Source organism: Eleftheria terrae, from assembly GCF_030419005.1.
Classification (GTDB): Bacteria; Pseudomonadota; Gammaproteobacteria; order Burkholderiales; family Burkholderiaceae_C; genus Caldimonas; species Caldimonas terrae.
The window spans coordinates 2,140,854-2,160,022 of sequence record NZ_CP106951.1 but is presented as its reverse complement, the minus strand read 5'-3'; the positions used below and the strand labels follow the sequence as shown (position 1 = coordinate 2,160,022).

20 protein-coding genes are annotated in these 19,169 nt (G+C 71.8%); 1 reads left to right on the top strand and 19 read right to left on the bottom strand.

Going from position 1 to position 19,169, the window contains the following annotated elements; translation table 11 throughout:
• Window positions 1–72: 72 nt before the first annotated feature.
• The 18 genes from N7L95_RS09400 to N7L95_RS09315 form a co-directional block, all read right to left on the bottom strand.
• Window positions 73–363, bottom strand: a complete 291-nt coding sequence (locus N7L95_RS09400; protein WP_301259556.1) for a hypothetical protein — start codon at window positions 361–363, stop codon at window positions 73–75.
• Between the two features lie 105 nt (window positions 364–468).
• On the bottom strand, window positions 469–1,116 hold the full coding sequence (gene ureG / locus N7L95_RS09395) for an urease accessory protein UreG (protein ID WP_301259555.1): 648 nt from the start codon (window positions 1,114–1,116) through the stop codon (window positions 469–471).
• Window positions 1,113–1,829 carry an urease accessory protein UreF gene (locus N7L95_RS09390; protein WP_301259554.1) on the bottom strand — a complete coding sequence of 239 codons (717 nt, stop codon included), beginning with the start codon at window positions 1,827–1,829 and terminating at the stop codon, window positions 1,113–1,115. Before N7L95_RS09390 ends, ureG begins: the two co-directional genes overlap by 4 nt.
• A 9-nt stretch (window positions 1,830–1,838) precedes the next feature.
• Window positions 1,839–2,504 (bottom strand): urease accessory protein UreE, encoded by a 666-nt coding sequence (gene ureE / locus N7L95_RS09385; RefSeq protein ID WP_301259553.1) that lies wholly within the window; start codon window positions 2,502–2,504, stop codon window positions 1,839–1,841.
• Between the two features lie 55 nt (window positions 2,505–2,559).
• Window positions 2,560–3,213 carry a LysE family translocator gene (locus N7L95_RS09380; RefSeq protein ID WP_301259552.1) on the bottom strand — a complete coding sequence of 218 codons (654 nt, stop codon included), beginning with the start codon at window positions 3,211–3,213 and terminating at the stop codon, window positions 2,560–2,562.
• Between the two features lie 17 nt (window positions 3,214–3,230).
• Window positions 3,231–4,958 carry an urease subunit alpha gene (gene ureC, locus N7L95_RS09375; protein ID WP_301259551.1) on the bottom strand — a complete coding sequence of 576 codons (1,728 nt, stop codon included), beginning with the start codon at window positions 4,956–4,958 and terminating at the stop codon, window positions 3,231–3,233.
• A gap of 61 nt (window positions 4,959–5,019) precedes the next feature.
• Window positions 5,020–5,325 carry an urease subunit beta gene (locus N7L95_RS09370; RefSeq protein ID WP_301259550.1) on the bottom strand — a complete coding sequence of 102 codons (306 nt, stop codon included), beginning with the start codon at window positions 5,323–5,325 and terminating at the stop codon, window positions 5,020–5,022.
• A gap of 12 nt (window positions 5,326–5,337) precedes the next feature.
• Window positions 5,338–5,955, bottom strand: a complete 618-nt coding sequence (locus N7L95_RS09365) for a HupE/UreJ family protein (RefSeq protein ID WP_301259549.1) — start codon at window positions 5,953–5,955, stop codon at window positions 5,338–5,340.
• A 70-nt stretch (window positions 5,956–6,025) separates the two neighbouring features.
• Window positions 6,026–6,328, bottom strand: a complete 303-nt coding sequence (locus N7L95_RS09360; RefSeq protein WP_301259548.1) for an urease subunit gamma — start codon at window positions 6,326–6,328, stop codon at window positions 6,026–6,028.
• Window positions 6,329–6,707: 379 nt separating this feature from the next.
• Window positions 6,708–8,543, bottom strand: a complete 1,836-nt coding sequence (locus N7L95_RS09355; protein ID WP_363324866.1) for a methyl-accepting chemotaxis protein — start codon at window positions 8,541–8,543, stop codon at window positions 6,708–6,710.
• Between the two features lie 232 nt (window positions 8,544–8,775).
• Window positions 8,776–9,612 (bottom strand): urease accessory protein UreD, encoded by an 837-nt coding sequence (locus N7L95_RS09350; RefSeq protein ID WP_301259547.1) that lies wholly within the window; start codon window positions 9,610–9,612, stop codon window positions 8,776–8,778.
• Between the two features lie 117 nt (window positions 9,613–9,729).
• Window positions 9,730–10,410 (bottom strand): Crp/Fnr family transcriptional regulator, encoded by a 681-nt coding sequence (locus N7L95_RS09345; protein WP_301259546.1) that lies wholly within the window; start codon window positions 10,408–10,410, stop codon window positions 9,730–9,732.
• Window positions 10,411–10,574: 164 nt separating this feature from the next.
• Window positions 10,575–11,567 carry an NAD(+) synthase gene (nadE, locus tag N7L95_RS09340; protein WP_301259545.1) on the bottom strand — a complete coding sequence of 331 codons (993 nt, stop codon included), beginning with the start codon at window positions 11,565–11,567 and terminating at the stop codon, window positions 10,575–10,577.
• A 12-nt stretch (window positions 11,568–11,579) separates the two neighbouring features.
• Window positions 11,580–11,834, bottom strand: a complete 255-nt coding sequence (locus tag N7L95_RS09335) for an acyl carrier protein (protein ID WP_301259544.1) — start codon at window positions 11,832–11,834, stop codon at window positions 11,580–11,582.
• A 54-nt stretch (window positions 11,835–11,888) separates the two neighbouring features.
• Window positions 11,889–13,409: a class I adenylate-forming enzyme family protein gene (locus N7L95_RS09330; RefSeq protein ID WP_301259543.1), complete on the bottom strand. Its 1,521-nt coding sequence runs from the start codon at window positions 13,407–13,409 to the stop codon at window positions 11,889–11,891.
• Between the two features lie 5 nt (window positions 13,410–13,414).
• Entirely contained in the window at window positions 13,415–15,337 is a 1,923-nt protein-coding gene (gene asnB / locus N7L95_RS09325; RefSeq protein ID WP_301259542.1) for an asparagine synthase (glutamine-hydrolyzing), read from the bottom strand.
• 9 nt (window positions 15,338–15,346) lie between these two features.
• Window positions 15,347–16,393 carry a hypothetical protein gene (locus N7L95_RS09320; RefSeq protein WP_301259541.1) on the bottom strand — a complete coding sequence of 349 codons (1,047 nt, stop codon included), beginning with the start codon at window positions 16,391–16,393 and terminating at the stop codon, window positions 15,347–15,349.
• 246 nt (window positions 16,394–16,639) lie between these two features.
• The gene (locus tag N7L95_RS09315; protein ID WP_301259540.1) at window positions 16,640–17,206 is read right to left on the bottom strand and encodes an XRE family transcriptional regulator; all 567 of its coding nucleotides are present in this window, start codon (window positions 17,204–17,206) and stop codon (window positions 16,640–16,642) included.
• Window positions 17,207–17,287: 81 nt separating this feature from the next.
• On the opposite strand from N7L95_RS09315, the gene N7L95_RS09310 reads away from it, so the two are divergent.
• The gene (locus N7L95_RS09310; protein ID WP_301259539.1) at window positions 17,288–18,211 is read left to right on the top strand and encodes a DMT family transporter; all 924 of its coding nucleotides are present in this window, start codon (window positions 17,288–17,290) and stop codon (window positions 18,209–18,211) included.
• Here the strand turns inward: N7L95_RS09310 and N7L95_RS09305 are convergent.
• Window positions 18,162–19,076, bottom strand: a complete 915-nt coding sequence (locus N7L95_RS09305) for a substrate-binding periplasmic protein (RefSeq protein ID WP_301259538.1) — start codon at window positions 19,074–19,076, stop codon at window positions 18,162–18,164. The two genes, N7L95_RS09310 and N7L95_RS09305, sit on opposite strands and share 50 nt — an antisense overlap.
• Between the last annotated feature and the right edge of the window lie 93 nt (window positions 19,077–19,169).

The window sequence follows — 19,169 nt, the reverse complement described above, 5'->3', positions numbered from 1 at the left end:
GCGGCATGAGGCAAGAGGCCCTGCGGGGCCTCTTGTCGTTGGTGTACCGGCCCGGCGGGTGTGCCTGCCGGCTCAGGACCGTTCGGCAGGCGGCGGCGACCGGCGGGCGGGCCACCATCCGCCCAATATCAGAAATGCGAGGGGCCGCAGCAGCACCTCCACGGCCGACAGGTCCCTGGCGGCATCGAGGCCGGCTTGCCCTTGAAGCTGGCCGCCTCGCTCGATGTGCCGGGCACGGGCGGTGTCGATCTGGCGCGAGGTGGCCGCGGCCGGGCAGCCGCAGGTCGAGCAGGCTTCCGACAGGCTGCCATGGCTTTTTCCGCAGGCGTGGCAGGACCAGGCGTAGGTGGGCATGGCGTTCATGATGCCGCAAACCGGCGAGGGCCGCCGGCCACCCGCTCGTGAGGGGCGGCCCTCGACGGTCGGCCCCGGGCGGCTCGCCCCGGCCGGCCTGCATGGGGCATCGGCTCAACCGGCTCGCAGCAAGCCCTTCGTCTCGATGAACTCGATCACCTCTGCCAGCCCGCTGAGCTGCTTCAGGTTGGTCATCACGAAGGGCCGGTTGGGCCGCATGCGGCGGGTGTCGGCTTCCATCACCGACAGGTCGGCGCCGACGTGGGGCGCCAGGTCGGTCTTGTTGATCACGAAGAGGTCGCTCTTGGTGATGCCGGGGCCGCCCTTGCGCGGGATCTTCTCGCCGGCGGCGACGTCGATGACGTAAATGGTCAGGTCCGACAGCTCGGGGCTGAAGGTGGCGGCCAGGTTGTCGCCGCCGCTTTCGATGAAGACGATGTCGGCGTCGGGGAAGCGGGCCAGCATGCGGTCCACCGCCTCCAGGTTGATGGAGGCGTCCTCGCGGATGGCGGTGTGCGGGCAGCCGCCGGTCTCCACGCCCATGATGCGCTCGGGCTCGAGTGCGCCAGCCACCGTCAGCAGGCGCTGGTCTTCCTTGGTGTAGATGTCGTTGGTGACCACCACCAGGTCGTAGCGTTCGCGCAGGGCCTTGCACAGCATCTCGAGCAGGGTGGTCTTGCCCGAGCCCACCGGCCCGCCGACGCCGACGCGCAGCGGCGGCAGGGGTTTGCTTCGTCCCGGAATGGCATGCAGTGCGGTCATGAGCGGAACAGTCGCGAGTACTGGGTTTCGTGTTGCGAGGACAGGATGGCGAGCATCGGCACATGGGCCTGGCGCCCGGCCTCGGGCAGCGCGAGCGCGGCATCGACCACCTGCGGCAGCGCGTCGGCCAGCCGGCCGAGGATGCGCTGGCCGGCCGACTGCCCGAGCGGCACTGCCTTGATGGCGGCCTGCACCATGTTCTCGGCCCAGCCAAAGGCGAAGGCCAGCAAGGCGTCGCGGGGGGTGGCGCCGGCTTGGCTGGCTGCCAGCGCGAAGGCCACCGGCCAGCTGGGTGCCGGCGCGAGCCCGAGCAGCCTGGCCAGCCGCGCCGGCTCGGTGCCCCGGTGGCGCAGCCACTCGCCGAGCGAGCGGCCCATCTGCTCGGTCTGCTGGCGCAACTCCGACGATTCGCGCGTCATCGCCACCCAGCGGTTCAGCGCCGCCAGGCGTTCGCCGTCATCGGCCTGCCAGGCGGGCAGGGCGGCGGCCACCACGGGCAGGTCGCAAGGTGCGAGGGCCAGGTGCAGCTGGTCGAGCAACCAGTCGCCGGCCTGCGCCTCGCTGGCGACGCGGCCACTGTCCACAGCCGTTTCCAACCCTTCCGAGTAGCTGAAGCCGCCCACCGGCAGGGCCGGCGAGGCCAGCCACATCAGCTGCAGCAGCGTGGCCGGGGACGCGGGGCCGGCCGTCGCGGCCGTCGGCGGGTGGCTCATGCGCTCCTGTCAGTGGTCGTGGCCGTGTCGGCAGTGCGGGCCGTGCACATGGGGGGCCGCGGCCGGCTGGGCCGGATGGCCGTGGCCGGCATGCTGGACGTGAGCCGACGGATGCGCGTGGTCGTGGCGGCACTGGGGGCCGTGCACATGGATCTTCACCGGCTGCGGCTCGGCGGCCGGTGCGTGGGCATGGCCGTGCTCATGGGAATGGCCGTGGCCACCGCCGGCATAGGCGCCGGCCTCGGGCTCGAACGCGGCTTGCGCGGGCGCGACCTCCAGGTGCATCTGCCGCAGCAGGTCGGCCAGCACATGGTCGGGCTCGAGCTTCAGGTGGTCGGGCTGCAGCTCCAGCTGCACATGGCGGTTGCCCAGGTGGTAGGCCGCGCGCAGCAGGTCGAAGGGCGAGCCGTGCTCGCGGCAGGGGCTGACCAGCAGCACCGGCTGCGGCGCGGCCAGCACGCGGATCAGCGAGCCGTCCTCGGCCACCAGCACGTCGCCGCCGCGCACCACGGTACCGCGCGGCAGGAAGACGCCCAGCGTGCGGCCGGCGGAGTCGGTGGCGTCGAAGCGGCTTTTCTGGCGCACGTCCCAGTCGAGTTCGACCTGGGTGGCGCGCTTGAGCAGCACGGGGGCCAGGCCCTGGCCTTGGGGCAGGAGTTTGTTGACGGTCAGCATGGAGGGCAAGCCTTGGAGGGGCGCATTGACAGGCGGGCAAGCATAGCCGAGCGCCTCATTTGGTGGGCGAGCGGCCGCTCAAGGCGGTCAGCAGGCCCAGGCCGATGTAGGTGCCGCCGGCCAGCCAGCGGCCCCAGGGCCGCCGCCCGCCGTGCTGGCGCAGCAGCGGTGCGAGCGTGGCAGCCAGCGCCACGTAGCAGGCATCGGTGCAGGCCGCCAGCAGCACGAACAGGCTGCCGAGCAGCACTGCCTGCGGCATCGCCGGCGCGCTGGCGGACATGAACTGCGGCAGGAAGGCGGCGAAGAACAGGGTGGTCTTGGGATTGAGCAGGGCCACCAGGCAGCCGTCGCGGAACAAGCGGGCGCGCGAGGCGGGCGGCGGCGGTGTGGGGTTGCCGTCCCGCACGGCCGCCGGGGCGCGCAGCGCCTGCACCCCCAGGTAGACCAGATAGGCCGCGCCGGCCCACTTGACCGCGGTGAAGGCCGCCGAGGACACCGCGAACAGGGCCGCCAGGCCCAGCGACGCGCCCAGCGCATTGCCGAGGTTGCCCACCGCGACGCCCAGCACCGAGGCCAGGCCCGACGCCCGGCCCTGGGCCAGCGTGCGGGTGACGATGTAGACCACCGCGGGCCCGGGAGTGACGGCCAGCAGCAGGCTGGCGGCAGCGAAGGCGGCCAGCAGCTGGGACGGGGGAAGCAGGAGGTCCATGCGGGCTTGCCTTGTCATCAGAACAGGAAGTAGCGCTGCGCCATTGGCAGCACCCGGGCCGGCTCGCAGCTCAGCAGCAGGCCGTCGGCGCGCACCTCGTAGGTCTGCGCATCGACCTGCATCTGCGGGGTGTAGCCATTGTGGATCATCTGTGCCTTGCGCAGCCCGCGGCAGCCCCGCACGGCCGCCACCGCCTTGCGCAGCCGGTAGCGTTCGGCCACGCCGGCCGCCAGCGCGGGCTGGCTCAGGAAGGTCAGGGAGGTGGCGTGGCGGGCGCCGCCGTGGCTGCCGAACATCGGCCGGTAGTGGACCGGCTGCGGCGTGGGAATGGAGGCATTGGGATCGCCCATCGCTGCCATGGCGATCAGCCCGCCCTTGAGGACCAGCGAGGGCTTGACGCCGAAGAAGGCCGGCCGCCACAGCACCAGGTCGGCCCACTTGCCGCATTCGATGCTGCCCACCTCGTGGGCGATGCCATGGGTCAAGGCCGGGTTGATCGCCAGCTTGGCCACGTACCGCTTGACGCGGGCGTTGTCGTGGCGTTCGCCGTCGCCGGGCAGCGGGCCGCGCTGCTGCTTCATCTTGTGGGCGGTCTGCCAGCAGCGCAGGATCACTTCGCCGACCCGGCCCATGGCCTGCGAGTCGCTGGAGAACATGCTGATGGCGCCGAGGTCGTGCAGGATGTCCTCGGCGGCGATGGTCTCGCGGCGGATGCGGCTCTCGGCGAAGGCCAGGTCCTCGGCAATGGTGGCGTCGAGGTGGTGGCACACCATGAGCATGTCGAGGTGCTCGTCGATGGTGTTGACGGTGTAGGGCCGGGTCGGGTTGGTGGAGCTGGGCAGCACGTGCGCCTCGCCCACCACCTTCAGGATGTCGGGCGCATGGCCGCCGCCGGCCCCCTCGGTGTGGAAGGTGTGGATGGTGCGGCCCCGGAAGGCCGCCACGGTGTCTTCGACGAATCCGCTTTCGTTGAGCGTGTCGGTGTGGATGGCGACCTGGATGTCGCAGTCCTCGGCCACTGTGAGGCAGGTGTCGATGGCCGACGGGGTGGTGCCCCAGTCCTCGTGCAGCTTCAGTGCGATCGCGCCGGCATCGACCTGCTGGCGCAGCGCCTCGGGCCGGCTGGCGTTGCCCTTGCCGAAGAAGCCGAGGTTCATCGGGAATGCATCGGCCGCCTGCAGCATGCGCTCGAGGTTGGCGGGGCCGGGCGTGCAGGTGGTGGCGAAGGTGCCGGTGGCCGGGCCGGTGCCGCCGCCCAGCATGGTGGTGATGCCGGAACTCAGCGCCTCCTCGATCTGCTGCGGGCAGATCCAGTGAATGTGGCTGTCGATGCCGCCGGCCGTGACGATCATGCCTTCGGCCGCGATCACCTCGGTGCCGGGTCCGATGACGATGTCCACGCCGGGCTGCACATCCGGGTTGCCTGCCTTGCCGATCGCGGCGATGCGCGAGCCGCGGATGCCGATGTCGGCCTTCACGATGCCCCAGTGGTCCAGGATCACCGCATTGGTGAGCACGCAGTCCACCGCATCGTGCGGGCCGGGCCCGTTGGGCCGCTGGCCCTGGCCCATGCCGTCGCGGATGGTCTTGCCGCCGCCGAACTTCACCTCTTCGCCATAGCCGCCGGCGGCCAGCGTGAAGTCGCGTTCGACCTCGATGATGAGGTCGGTGTCGGCCAGGCGCAGGCGGTCGCCCACGGTCGGTCCGAACATCTCGGCATACGCGCGGCGCGGGAGGCTGCTCATCGGATGAAGCTCCGGCAGGAAGGCGCGGCGCGCTGGCCGCGGACGGGGGCGGGCAGGGCGCTCACAAGGGGCCCTGCACCGCGCCGTGAAAACCGTACACGACCCGGGCGCCGGCGTAGTCGACCAGCTCCACGGTGCGTTGCTGCCCCGGCTCGAAGCGCACCGCGGTGCCCGAGGCGATGTTGAGCCGCATGCCGCGCGCCGCCTCGCGGTCGAAGCGCAGTGCGGCATTGGTTTCGGCGAAGTGGTAGTGCGAGCCGACCTGGATGGGCCGGTCGCCGCTGTTCTCCACCACCAGGGTCATGGTGCGGCGGCCGGGGTTCAGAGGCAGCTCGCCGTCGTCGGTGAACAGTTCTCCGGGAATCATCGTGCGCCTCCCTCAGCTCAGGGCCATCGGCAGCAGCAATGCCGTGCCGAAGGCCGCCACGGCAGCGCCGGCCAGCGGAGCCGCCCAGGCCGCACCGTGACGAGCCCAGCGGCCGAGCGCCATGCCGGCCAGGTGCAGCAGCAGCGTGGCCAGCAGCATCCCGCCCAGGGCGGACCAGGCGCCCGGGCCGGCCAGCTCTGTGCCGTGGGCCGCTCCGTGGAACAGCGCGAAGCCGCCAGCCACGGCCGCCGCTGCTGCGCCGGGCAGGGCCGCGCGGGTGGCCACCAGCAGGCCCAGGACCAGCAGCGACGCGGCGATCATCGGCTCCACCGCCGGCATCGTTCTGGCTTGCAGCAGCGTGTAGGCAGCGCCGGCCAGCAGGAGGGCCGCAAAGGCGAGCGGGGCGAGCCAGGGACGGCGCATGCGGTCGGCACTCCAGAAGCCGACGGCCAGCATCGCCGCCAGGTGGTCGCCGCCGGTGCAGGGGTGCGTCAATCCGGCGACGAAGGCATCGGCCGCCATGCGGTGGTGCAGGCCGGCGTCTGCGCCGCCGTGGGCGAGGGCGGCGCTGCACAGCAGGCCGAAGCCGGTGGCAGCCAGGCAGGCGGTCAGGCGCGGGGTGGGTTTCATCAGGGCTGTCCTCGAAGTGAATCGCTTGCCTGCACCGTGAACGTGATAGGTCGCATGGGGAGCGGGCGGCTCACGCAATGGGCTGGTGCACGGTCACCAACTTGGTGCCGTCCGGGAAGGTGGCTTCCACCTGGATGTCGGGAATCATCTCGGGCACGCCCTCCATCACTTCCGAGCGGCTGAGCACCGTCTTGCCTTCGCTCATCAACTGCGCCACCGACTTGCCGTCGCGGGCGCCTTCGAGGATGGCCGCGGTGATGAAGGCCACCGCTTCTGGATGGTTGAGCTTCAGGCCGCGCGCCTTGCGGCGCTCGGCCAGCAGCGCGGCGGTGAAGATGAGGAGCTTGTCTTTCTCGCGCGGGGTGAGGTCCATGGCGGCAGGCGGTCGGCAAGGCGTTTGCAATTGCGGCTCGCGCCGCGTTCGACCGACTCCGAGGCAAGATGCGGACCCGCGACCGTGCGCTGCACCCGCGCCCGGGACGGTCAGCCGGTGGAAGGCTACCTTGTGCCCAAGGCCGAGGCCTGCCGCGGCAGCAGCGACATCCGGGGTGTCGGCCCGGTCACCGTGCAGAAGCAAGCAGCGCCGTGTTGGACGAGCCGGCGCTGCCGACCCGCAGCACAGGGGTGGGCATGCAGGTTGGCCGGTGACGCGGTCCGCCCGGGCGTGATGCCGGCCGGCTCGCCAACGCCGGAATGCGCAGCGGCGGGCCGCAGCCCGCCGCTGTATGCCAAGGGCTGCGCCCCGGCCTGGCTCAGAAGGTGGACCAGTCGTCGTCGTCCGTCACCGGCGTGCTGGCCGCCACGGGCGCAGGGGCCGGCGGCTTGGCGGTGGCGAGCGCCGGCCGGCTGCGCGGGACCGAAGGCGCCGCGGCGGGGGCGGCCTTGCCGTGGCGGGGGGCCGCCGCGGTGGCCATGCCGCTCGCCGACGACGAGGGGGTCGGCTGGCTGGCGGGCCGGGCCGTCCCGGCGGCGGCCCGGAGTTGCGCCTGGGGCGCGGCCACGGCCGGCAACTGGGCGGGATCGAGCTTGAAGCGCGCCACCGCGTCCACCAGCCGGCCGGCCTGCTGCCGCAGGCTGTCGGCGGCGGCGGCCGATTGCTCCACCAGCGCGGCGTTCTGCTGCGTCACCTGGTCGAGCTGGCTCACCGCGGTGCCCACCTGGCCGATGCCGGAGCTTTGCTCCCGGGTGGCGGTGCCGATCTCGGTGATCAGTTCGTTGACATGCTGCACCTGGCGCACCAGGTCCTCCATGGTGCGGCCGGCGTCGCCCACCTGCTGGCTGCCCAGCTCGACCTTCTCGACGCTGTCGTTGATCAGCGTCTTGATTTCCTTGGCCGCCTGCGCGCTGCGCTGTGCCAGCGTGCGCACCTCGCCGGCCACCACCGCGAAGCCGCGGCCCTGCTCGCCGGCACGCGCCGCTTCCACCGCTGCGTTCAGCGCCAGGATGTTGGTCTGGAAGGCAATGCCGTCGATCACGCCAATGATGTCGCCGATCTTGCGGCTGGCCGTGGTGATGGTCTCCATCGTGCCCACCACCTGGTCCACCACCTGGCCGCCGCGCGCGGCGGCGTCGCTGGCGGCGCCGGCCAGCTCGGCAGCCTTGCGGGTGGTTTCGGCGTTGGCGTGCACGGTGCCGGTGAGCTGCTCCATCGAAGCCGCTGTCTGCTGCAGGCTGGAGGCCTGCTCCTCGGTGCGTTGCGACAGGTCCTGGTTGCCGGTGGCGATCTCGGAGGAGCCGGTGGCGATCGAATCCGCGCTGGTGCGGATGCCGCTCACCACGGCGACCAGCGACTGCTGCATGCGCTTCATGGCGGCCAGCACGCTGGTGGTGTCGCCTTCGCGGGTGGCGATCGGCATGCTGAGGTCGCCCTCGGCGATGCGCTGCACCACGGCGGTGGTGTAGGCCGGCTCGCCACCCAGCTGCTGCACCAGGCTGCGGGTGATCAGGAAGGCGGCGCCGGCGCCGATCAGCAGGGCCAGCGCGCAGAAGCCGAGCATCACCGCGCGGGCGCGGTGGTAATCCTCGCGGGCGGCCGTGGCGGCCTCGTCGTTCAGCTTGTCCTCCAGGTCCACCAGCTCGGCCAGGGCTCTCAGCCACGTGACCTGCGCCGGCTGCGTCTGCTGCAGCAGCAGCCGGATCGCTTCCTCATTGCGTTGGGCCAGGCCGAGCTCGATCACCTGGTTGGTCAGCGGGCGCGCGATGGTCTTCAGCTCCTTGATGCGGGCCACCAGGGTGCGTTCGGCTTCCACGCCGTTCTCGGAGGCGGCGATCAGTGCGTCGAGCTTCTGCTCGGCCGCGTCGTATTCGGCGCGCAGCGTCGCCACCAGGGCGGCTTCGGCTTTCATGCCGGCGTCGTCGGTGACCAGGATCAGGGTGCGCGTGCCGGTGGCCACGCGGTTGATGACGGTGCGCATGCTGCCCGCGAGGCGCGCCTTCTGGCTGTTGAAGGCGACGATCTCGTCGAGTCGGCCGTTCATGGCAGCCATGCTGCTGACACCCAGGGCGGCGATGGCGGCCAGCAGGATCAGCACGAGGCCGAAGGCGAGGTGCAGGCGGGTGCCGATGCGGAGGCTGTCGAAGGCTTTCAAGGAGGCTCCTGAAGGAAGCTGTGAAGTCGCGCCTGCCATGCAGCGCTGGCCCGGCTGCCATGGTTTCGGCTGCGGCATGACGAACTTGACGGGCACGGCCGCGGCGAGACACAGGAAATTCCTGACAGCAGGCCCGCCGCGCGTGCGAGCACTGACGCTCAGTGGCGCATTCCACGGCCCCAGCCGGCCACCCGGGGCGCGGGCGACGTGCGCCGGCCGGTGCCGGTCCGGCTCAGGTGCGCCAGACGCGCGGGCGCAGCTCCCCGCCATGCCAGAGCTGCCGGCGCCAGCGCGCCCGCACGCCTTGCAGCGCCAGCCACAGCGGCTCGACGCGCGAGGCCAGCGCACGCAGCACCACCACCTGCGCGTCGGGCGAGGTGGCGCCGAAGCGGGGCAGGCGGTCGTGCGGCCAGCCCTCGCGGGCAGCCGCGAGCAGGGCCTCGCGTTCGGTAGCGCTCCACGGCGTGCCGCTGGCGCACCACAGGGTGGCCAGCGCGGTCTGGCCGTCCCAGCCCAGCGGGCTGTGCAGCAGCCGTCGCGACCCGGGCTCGCCCGCGTCGATGCGGGCGCGCTCCAGCCACAGGCCGGGCAGCTCCAGGTGTTGCTCGATGCTGCCGTGGTCGAAGGCCTGGCCGGCGGCGGGCAGGCCCAGGGCCAGCAGGTCCCAGCCGATCATCTGGGCGCCGGGCGCCAGCTCGAAGCACTGCCGGTTGAGCGCCACGGTGCCGGCATGCGCGATGGTTTCCAGCGGCAGCCATTCGAGCCGGCCGCCGGCCGCCACCCGGGCCTGCACGTGCTGCTCGGCCCGGTGGCCGGCGCTGCGGTAGAAGCGGGTGGCGCCCGGCGTGGTGAGCAGGGCATGCGCGCCTTCATCCACTTGCAGCTCGACCCGGAGCACATCGCCACCGACCAGGCCGCCCGGCGGGTGCACCAGCACGTGGTGGCACACGGCCGGCCCTTCCGGGTAGAGCGCGGCCAGCACCCGCAAAGGCCCGTCGTGGCAGTCATGGGCCACCGTGCGCGGGGCATCGTGGCGGTAATGGAGCTTCAGGTGGCCGTGCCAGCCCATGGCGTTGCGGCTCGCGGCCGTGCGGTCAGGAGGAAGCGGCAGTGTAGGGGCGGTGCGGGCGTCCCGGGCCGGGTCGGGTCGGTGGACAGGCTGTCTCGTAGATGAACAGTACGGAGATCAGCCACCGCCGGCAAAGCGGCGCAGGCCGTCGAGGTCGAGCACCGTGAGGCCGCGGTGCTCGATGCGGATCAGCCCGGCCTGTTGCAGCCGCTGCAGCGCCACGTTGGCGCGCTGGCGGGAGACGCCCGACAGCAGGCCCACTTCCACCTGCAGCAGGTCGACATACGGTCCGGGCTCCGGATACAGGTCAGGATTGAAGAGGCTGGCCAGGCAGCGCGCCAGCCGGGCGTCGGGGCCCAGCAGGCGGTCGTATTCGAGCAGGCCGATGAACAGGCCCAGGCGGGCGTTCAGCAGGTTGAGCAGGAAATGGTTGAAGGGCAGGCTGGTGCCGCGCAGCCATTCGAAGCTGTGGCGTGGCAGCAGGGCCACCCGCGTGTCGCGGATGGCGATGATGTCGTAGCGGCGCCGCTCCTGCTTCAGCAGCGAGCCCTCGCCGAACCAGCCGCCGGCGACCACGCCGGCCAGGGTCGCGGTGCGGCCCTCCGGCGAGGTGACCGACATCTTGGCCAGCCCCTCGACGATGCCGATCCAGTGCTCGGCCGGCTCGCCGGTGCGGCCGATGTAGCCGCCCGCCGGCACCTTCACCTCCCGCACGTCACTCGCCACCCGAGCGAACTCGGCCGCGCTGAGGTTGCGGCCCCAGCTGGAGGTGCGCAGCATGTCGATCAGGCGGGTCATGGAGGGACAGGAGCAGCGGATGCGCCATTGTAGGAAGGGCGGGCCGGCATGGGGCCGTGCCGCACGGCCGCCGGCCTGCCCATCCGCCACGGATCGCGCGGCTCGCCGCAGCCCGGCCCCTTGCGGTGGGCCGACCGGTCGCAGCGCCCCCGGCCAGGCGGATGCTATCCGCCCGTCACCTCGGCCACCGGTTCCACCAGGTGCGCGCGTGCATGCAGGTAGGCGGTGGCGCGGCGCTTGGCCTCGATGTCGCGCAGCACATGGCCGGCCGCCTCCAGCGGCAGATGCAGCGCCGTGGCCAGCTCGGCGGCTGGCAGGCCGTGGTTGTGCGCCCACAGGGCCAGGTCCATCTGCGGGTAGGGCAAGGCGAAGTAGAACTCGTCCTGGCCCTGCGGCAGGCTGTAGGTGTCGGTGGTGGGCTGCGCGCTGCACACCGCCTCGGGCAGGCCCAGGTGGCGGGCCATGGCATAGACCTGGCTCTTGTACAGGTGGGCGATGGGCTTGAGGTCGGCCGCGCCATCGCCGTTCTTGACGAAAAAGCCCTGGTCGTATTCCAGCCGGTTGGGCGTGCCGACGACCGCATAGTGCAGCCGGTCGGCATGGCCGTATTCCACCGTCTTGCGCACCCGTTGCTTGTAGTTGGTGGCCGCCACGATCTGCAGGTACTCGCGCACCGGCAGGCGGGCCTGCTGCCGTTCGCCGGCCGGCGATTCGACGATGAGCGTGAAGCAGTTGATGCGCCCGGCGCTGCCGCCGCTGATGGCGATCTTGTTCCGCCAGCCCGGGCCGTAGGCCGGGAAGACGGCACGGATGGCGGCGTCGCGAAGGCGGTAGCAGCCCAGCGCTTCCAGGGCCGGGCCGATGTCCTGCAGCGCGAAGCTCACGCCCAGGTGCTCGGCCACCGCGCGGCCGCGGGCGGTGCTGTCGCTGCTGGAGTCCTGCTCAGGCAGCAGCAGGCCGAACACCCGCGAGGCGCCGAGCGCCCGCACCGCGAGCGCGGCGCAGACCGAGCTGTCGATGCCGCCGGAGAGCGCCACCACCACGCCACGCCGGTGCAGGCGCTGCGCGAGGGTCTCCACCATCCAGCCGGCAATGCGGCTGGCCTCTGCCTCGCAGTCCAGGGCCAGTACGTCGGGGGTCAGGGTCGCGGTGCTCATGGCTGGGGCGGCTCAGTGCAGCGTGAGCTTGTGGCTCACGAAGGCCTCGATGTTGTCCAGGCTGTCGAGGTTCTCGGGCACCATCTCTTCGTCGGCGATGCGGATGCCGAAGGACTGCTCCAGGTGCGTGATGAGTTCCAGGAAGCCGGTGGAGTCGAGCACATGGTGCTCGATGAAGGAGTCGGCGTCGCCCAAGACGGCGCCGGTGTGGCCCATCAGGAGGTTGTCGAGGATGTAGGCGCGAACCTGCTGCTTGATGCTGGACATGATGTCGTGGGTCGGTGGGTGGAAAGGGCGGCGGGCGTCGGCGGGCCGGGTGGCTCAGGCCAGTCCTGCGCGAGTGATCTTGCCGGTGTCGGTGTGGGGCAGGGCGTCCACGAAGCAGACCGAGCGGGGCACCATGAAGGACTCGAGATGGTCCATGCAGTGGCGCAGCACCGCGCGCTCGTCGAGCCGATGGCCGGGGCTCGGCACCACGAAGGCCTTCACGGCCTGGCCCAGGGTGGCGTCCGGCACGCCGACCACGGCGGCCTGGAACACGCCGTCGAGCGCGTACAGCACGTCCTCCACCTCGCGCGGGCTGACCTTCTCGCCACGGCTCTTGATGATGTCGTCGCTGCGCGCGACGAAATACAGGTAGCCCTGCTCATCGGTGCGGAAGAGGTCGCCCGTGTGCAGCACCCGCTCGCCCGGCAGGGGGCCGTGGCGCAGGCGCAGCTCGGTCTGCTCCGGGTCGCGCCAGTAGCCGCGCATCACGTGGCTGCCACGCACCACCAGTTCGCCGGTGTGGCCGTGCGGCAGGCGCCGGCCGGCCTCGTCCACCAGCCACATTTCCTGGTTGGGCATGCCGCGGCCCACGCTGCCCGGGCGCAGCGCCAGCTGCTCGGGTGGCAGGTAGCTGACCCGCTTGCATTCGGTCAGGCCGTACATGGAGTACAGGCGCGCCTGCGGCAGCCGCTGCTGCAGCGCCTGCACATGGGCCAGCGGCAGTGCCGCAGCGGCATTCGTGATGAGGCGCAGCGCGCCGAGGTCGTGGCGCTCCAGGCCCGACTGCGCGAGCAGCAGCGCATGCATCGTCGGCACGCCGGGGAACACGGTGACCCGCTCGCGTGCCAGCGTCTGTAGCACCCGCTGCGGGAAGGCGAAGGAGCGCTCCAGCACCACGGTGGCGCCCAGCGCGAAGGCCATCAGCACCTGGTAGAGCCCATAGCCGAAGCTCAGCGGCAGGGCGTTGAAGATGACATCCTCGCCCTGCAGGCCCAGGTAGTCGCTCACCGAGCGCGCGGCCGACAGCATGTTGAGGTGGGTCAGCATCACGCCCTTGGGCCGCCCGGTGGAGCCAGAGGTGTACAGCAGCGCCGCCAGGTCCTGGTCGATCACTCCCTCGGCATCGGCCGGCGCCAGCGTGGGCGCCTCGCCGCGCGGGAAGGGCCGCTCGGCACCCTGCACCGCGCCGCCCGCCACGCTGCACAGCCGCAGGCCGGGGCTGCGCAAAAGCGCGGGCCGGAAGGCGCTGTGCAGGCTGGCCTGCGTGAGGAGGGCCACCGCCTCGGTGTGCTGCAGCAGCCACGCCAGCTTGTCGGCCCGGGTCAGCGCGTGCACCGGGACCATGACCGCGCCGGCCTTCAGCACGCCGTAGATCGCAGCCACCAGCTCGACGCTGTTGTCCATCATCAGCAGCACGCGGTCGCCGCGGGCGACGCCGGCCTGGCGCAATTGCGTGGCGACGCCAGCGGCCAGCCGCTCCACCTCGGCATAGCTGTGGCGCCGCTCGCCGCAGACCAGCGCGCAGCGGTCCGGCACGCGTTGCGCGGTGGCCTGGAAGGGGTGGTGCAGCAGCATGTCGCTCACCCGGCCCCGCCCAGCATCTGCTCATGCAGCAGCATGGTGGACAGCACGCCGACGAAGGCCATGTTGTCGGCAAAGCCGCTGGCCCGCCCGGCCCGGCATTTCTCCACCAGCTTGCCGACGGCCGTGGCATCGAAGTAGCCGGCTTCGGCCAGGCGCCCGGGCGACAGCAGTTCAGCCACATAGTCCAGCGGCCGGCCCTGCGTGAAGAAGCAGGCGCTGTCGGGCGCCCGGTAGGGTTGCTTGCTGCGCTGGCGCAACGCCTCGGGCAGCAGGCCGCGCACCGATTGCTTGAGCAGGTGTTTCTCGGCCAGCCCGCGCAGCTTCCATTGCGCCGGCAGCCCGGCGGCGAATTCGATCAGGCGGTGGTCCAGGAAGGGAAAGCGGCTCTCGATCGACTCGGCCATCGCCACCCGGTCGCCCTGTGCACTCAGCAGGTAGCCCGACAGCAGCGTGTGCGCCTCGATGTACTGGTCCTGCGCGAGCGCTTCCCAGCGGCCGAAGTCCGCCGGCAGGCTGGCGGCCACCGTGGCCGGCGGGTCGCAATCGGCCAGAGCGTGGCGCAGGTCCTGCGAGAAGAACTGCCAGCTGCGCCGGGTGCTGGTCCAGCGCGGCTGATGGGCAAAGCAGCGCGGGTTGGAGCCGCTGGCGCCGGCGGCGAAGAAGCCACCGGCCAGCGCAGCGCGCCCGGTCGGCGAATGGGCCAGCCAGGGGTAGAGCCGCTCCAGCAGGCGGGGCCGCCAGCGCGAGCCGGGCGCGCGTGCCATGAAGCGGCGCACCCTGGCTTCCTTGAACAGGTCGTAGCCGCCGAACACCTCGTCGGCGCCTTCGCCGGTGAGCACCACCTTGTAGCCCGCCTGCCGCACCTGCGCTGCCAGCAGCATCATCGGCACCGGCGCGGTCCGCAGCACCGGCGACTCGATGTGCCGGATGGCGCGCGGGAAGGCGGCTGCAATGTCGGCCGGGCGGCAGCGCAGCGCATGGTGCTCGCTGCCAAGGTGGTCGGCCAGCAGCCGCTGGTGGGCGCTCTCGTCGAACTCGGGATCGTCGAAGGTCAGCGAGAAGGTGCTCAGCGGCGCATCGCTGCAGCGGCGCACCAGGGTGGCGATGATCGAAGAGTCGAGCCCGCCACTGAGATAGGCGCCCACCGGGACGTCCGCGCGCAGCTGCAGGCGCACCGCCTCCTCCAGCCGCTCGCGCAGCGCCTCGGCAGCCTCGGCTTCGCTGGTGGTGGTGCGCACCGGCGCAGCGGGGAAGCGCCAGTCCCAGTACCGACGCGCCTGCAGCGTGGCGCCGCTGGCCACCAGCAGGTGCCCGGGCGCCAGCGACTGCACGCCTTCGAACAGGGAGCGCGGCGCCAGCGGCGCCCAGCAGGTGAACAGCTCGCCCAGCGCGCGCCGGTCCAGCCGGCGGGGCAGGCGGTGGTCGGCGAACAAGGCCTTGACCTCGGACGCGAAGCTCAACCTGCCGGCCTGCCAGCTGTAGAACAACGGCCGGATGCCGGTGCGGTCGCGTGCCAGCAGCAGCCGCTGTCGCGGCCGGTCCCACAGGGCAAACGCAAACTGCCCGTTGAGCCGTTCGACGAAGGCGTCGCCGTGCTCCTCGTAGAGGTGCACCAGCACCTCGGTGTCGCTGCGGGTGGCGAAGCGGTGGCCCCGGGCCTGCAGTTCACGCCGCAGCTCCGGGTGGTTGAAGATCTCGCCGTTGAAGACCACCGAGATGCTGCCGTCCTCGTTGTGCAGCGGCTGGGCGCCACCCTCCGGGTCGACGATGCTGAGCCGGGCGTGTGCCAGGCCCACCGGGCCGTCGGTCATCACGCCGCTGCCGTCCGGCCCGCGGTGGCGCAGCCGGCCGATCATGGCCTGCAACAGTTCTCGCGCGGGGGGCTGCCCCGGCGAGTGAATGCCTGCGATGCCGCACATGGCCGGCGCTCAGTCGTCGTCGCGGTCGAAGGCGGTGATGTACCAGCTGGCCGCATCGGCCTGCGCGGCGTCGCCATGCCGGCTGAGGAACAGCGGCGCGCGTGACTCGCGCTGCAGGAAGCCGGCCGCCAGCAGGGCCGCGGCCACCTGCGGCCGCCCGTAGAACTCCACCTGCACCACGCTGGCGCCGGCGGCAGCCGCTTCGCGGCAAAAACCGCTCATCAGTGCCACGGTGTCGCGGTCGGGGTCGGCGCAGAAGAAGTCGCTGATCAGCGCGCTGCCATCCTGCAGGCGCCAGGCCACATAGCCCACCGGGCGGCCGCCCGCATCACTGGCCAAAGAAAGGCGCCACTGCGGCCGCGGATAGCGCCAGCCCAGCACTGCTGGCGAGCGCTCGGACAGCAGCAGGTCGGTGCGGCGCCCCATCCACAGCGTGGCCAGCGCCGGGTCCTCGGCGTCGACCTCGCGCCATTGGAGGTGGGCCGCCTCGCGGCGCCAGCGCCGTGCATCCCATGCCGACAAGAGCGCGTCGGCCGGCCTGGCCAGCCAGGGCAGCAACCACCCCGGTACACGCGACCCCAGCACGGGCGCGCTGCGCAGCAGCTTGGCATAGCGCATGGCGCCGCCGAGCTTGACCATGCCGACGCGGGTGCAGACCGCTTCGGACTTGCTGTTCGGAAAGCCGTAGACGAAATCGAAGCGAGCCTGGCCGATGTCGATGCAGCGGCGCATCAAGGTCAGTGCCGGCCCGAGCGAGCGGTGCGCCTGGGCCACCACGTAGTCGGCCAGGCCGGCCGCCTTGACGCAGCGCTCGCCCAGCCAGAACACCCGCTCGTGCAGGCACTGCACGCCGACCGCCTCGGTACTGGCTTCCTCCCGCAACAGCACGCAGGTGCCATGGCCGGCCGGGTTGCGCAGGTAGCCGCGCTGCAGCTTGTCCTCGGCCCAGGGCCGGCTCGCGCCAGGCAGGTTCTGAGACCACAGGAAGGCCAGCGTGGCCTCATTGCCGACGATGGCCGATTCCTGGGCGATGTATCTCGTGGGGCTGGACCGCATGCTTGACCACACCACCGCGGCTGTGTCCCTGGGGTCGCCGGCGGCGCCTGCCTGCTGGTCCGACCCTCTCCGCCCCGTGCCGACAGCACCGGGGCGGATTCCTCCGCGGTTCTTGTTCTCCTTGGCCGCATCGTAACTTCGTGTACCCCGTCACGGTGTTGGCACCCCCGCAGCCGGGGGGCCGCCACCACCCCCCTGAACCAGAGGGAGGAGAAGTGCCGATGACAGCGCGTTCGAAGCCGCGTCTCAGCCCCGCGGGGCAATGACATTTCTCACAAATGTGGTGGGTGCGTCGCTTGAATTTTCGTAGACGTAGGCTTGGTCGGAGGCGAACAGCCAGGACTGCCCGGCACCCAGCGCGCGGGAGCCGGACGAAGTGAGAACACACACCGAGCCGTCCACCACGTAGAGCATTTCGTGGAAGCCGGGCGAGTCGGGCTGGGCGTCGTAGCGGTCGCCGGCGGCCAGGCGGAACTCCCACAACTCCACGATGCCGAGCGGCTGGCGCAGGCTCTCGAGCAGCAGGGCATGGCTGCCGGCTTGCCGGCCACGCCAGGCGAGCACCGGCTCGCCCCGGACGGCGCTGTTGCCGGGCGGGCGCAGCAGTTCGGCGAAGGCCAGCCCGAGGGCGGTCGCAATGCGGTCCAGCGTCACCAGGCTGACGTTGGTGTCGCCATTTTCCAGGCTGACCAGCATGCGGCGGCTGACGTCCGAGGCAGTGGCGAGCGCTTCCTGGCTCAGCCCGCGAGCCAGCCGCGCGGCGCGCAGGTTGGTCGCCACGTGCTGCAGCACCAGGGTGGGCTTGCTTTTCATTTGCGCACTATACTGCGCTCAAGTGTGCAGTATGTTGCACACGCCTCGCCAGAGGCGACCTGCCCACCTTGTCTGCCGCCCATGAGTTCCGTCCTTGCCTCTGCCGAACTGACGGCTTCGCCGCCCCCCACCTCCAACCGCCGCCGCGAAGCGGTGCTGCTGTTCATCACGATGATCTGGGGCGCCACCTTCCTGGTGGTGCAGATCGGCCTGAGCTGGGCCGGCCCCTACACCTTCGTCGGGCTGCGCTTTGCCACGGCCGCCTTGCTGCTGGCGCTGGCGCTGCGCGGGCAGCTCGCTGGACTGAGCCGCCGGGAACTGCAGGCCGGTGCGCTGGTGGGCATTTCGGCGTTCTTCGGCTACACGCTGCAGACGGTCGGCCTGCAGGGCATCTCGAGCAGCAAGTCGGCCTTCCTGACCGCGCTGTACGTGCCCATGGTGCCGCTGCTGCAATGGGCCTTGTACCGCCGGCCGCCCCGCGTGATGGCGCTGCTGGCGGTGGTGCTGGCCTTCGTCGGCACGGTGCTGCTGTCCAACCCGGCGGGGCTGGACTGGCAGTTCGGCCTGCACGATGCGTTGACGGTGGGTTGCGCCGCGGCGGTTGCCTTCGAAATCATCCTCATCAGCCGCTATGCCAAGGGGCTGGACCCGGCCCGGCTGGCGTTCGTGCAACTGGTGGTCGTCGCGCTGCTGTGCGCGCCGGTGGCAGTGCTCAACGCAGAGGCGGCGCCGCAGTGGACGCCCGGGCTGCTCGCCTGCCTCGGCAGCATGGCCTGCGCGACCGCCTTCATCCAGTTCGCGATGAACTGGGCGCAGCAGACCGTGCCGGCCACGCGGGCCACCGTGATCTATGCGATGGAGCCGGTCTGGGCCGGCATTGTCGGCCGGCTGGCAGGCGAGCGGCTCGGGGTGCTGGGCGTCCTCGGCGGGGCCTTGATCGTGCTGAGCGTGATGGTCAGCGAGCTGCGCTGGCCGCGTCGGAAAGCACCGCCCGCGGCCTCCTGACATCACCGGCCTGCGGGGCTGCAGACGCAGCCGCATGCCGGATCCTCGGCGTGTCGCGCGCCGCGGGGGGCGCGGCCGTGTCCGCAGCCGGGCCCGCCGCGCGGCCCAGGCGGCGGCTCTCGGCCAGCGCGTCGTCGACCATGCGGCGGTAGTCGCCTGAGGCTTTCAGCTCCTGCAGCGCCAGGTTGAAGCGCCGCAGCAAGGCCTGCCTGCCGGTGTTCTTCAGGAACACCAGGTGGGCCGGCAGGGCCAGCAGGGGCGCCGCGGTCGGCGCCACCCCGGGGAAGGCGCCGGAGCGCAGCTGCGCGGAGCCCGACTGTTCCACCGCCAGCACCGCATCCAGCCGACCGGCGCTGAGCTTGCGGAAGTTGTAGACGTCGCTGGCGGCCGGCTCCGCATGCAGCTCGCCGGCACGCAGCGCGGTGTCGAAGGCATCGCCATAGTTCCAGCCGCGCAGCACGCCGATGCGCAGGCCCTTGAGGTCGCTCACCGAGCGGATGCCGGCCGCCCGCGCCGCCGGGGCATATACGTAGAGCTGCTCGACAAACAGCGGCTCGCTGAAATCGAAGCGGCGCAGCCGCTCGGTGGTCTTGTACATGCCGGCGGCACCGGCCCGGCCGGTCTCCAGCGCGGCCACCACCCGCCCCCAGGGCAGCGCCTGCAGGGTCAGCGGCTGGCCCATCCTGGCGAAGGCGGCGCGCAGCAGTGCCGGGTAGAGGCCGGCCGCTTCGCCGTCACGCTGGTACATGAAAGGGGCGTTGGCGATGTCGATGCCCACCGATTCCTGCGCCCGCGCCGCGGGGGCGGGCCAGGCGAGGGCTGCCAGCACAAGGGCCGGCAACAGGGTGCGAGGGGACCGTGCCATCACGGGCGCCTTTCATCCGGCTTCATGACAAGCCAGCATACCCCCGGGCCAGCGACCGTCGGGGGCGGGCGATCCCGGGGGTGGCAGCCCCCG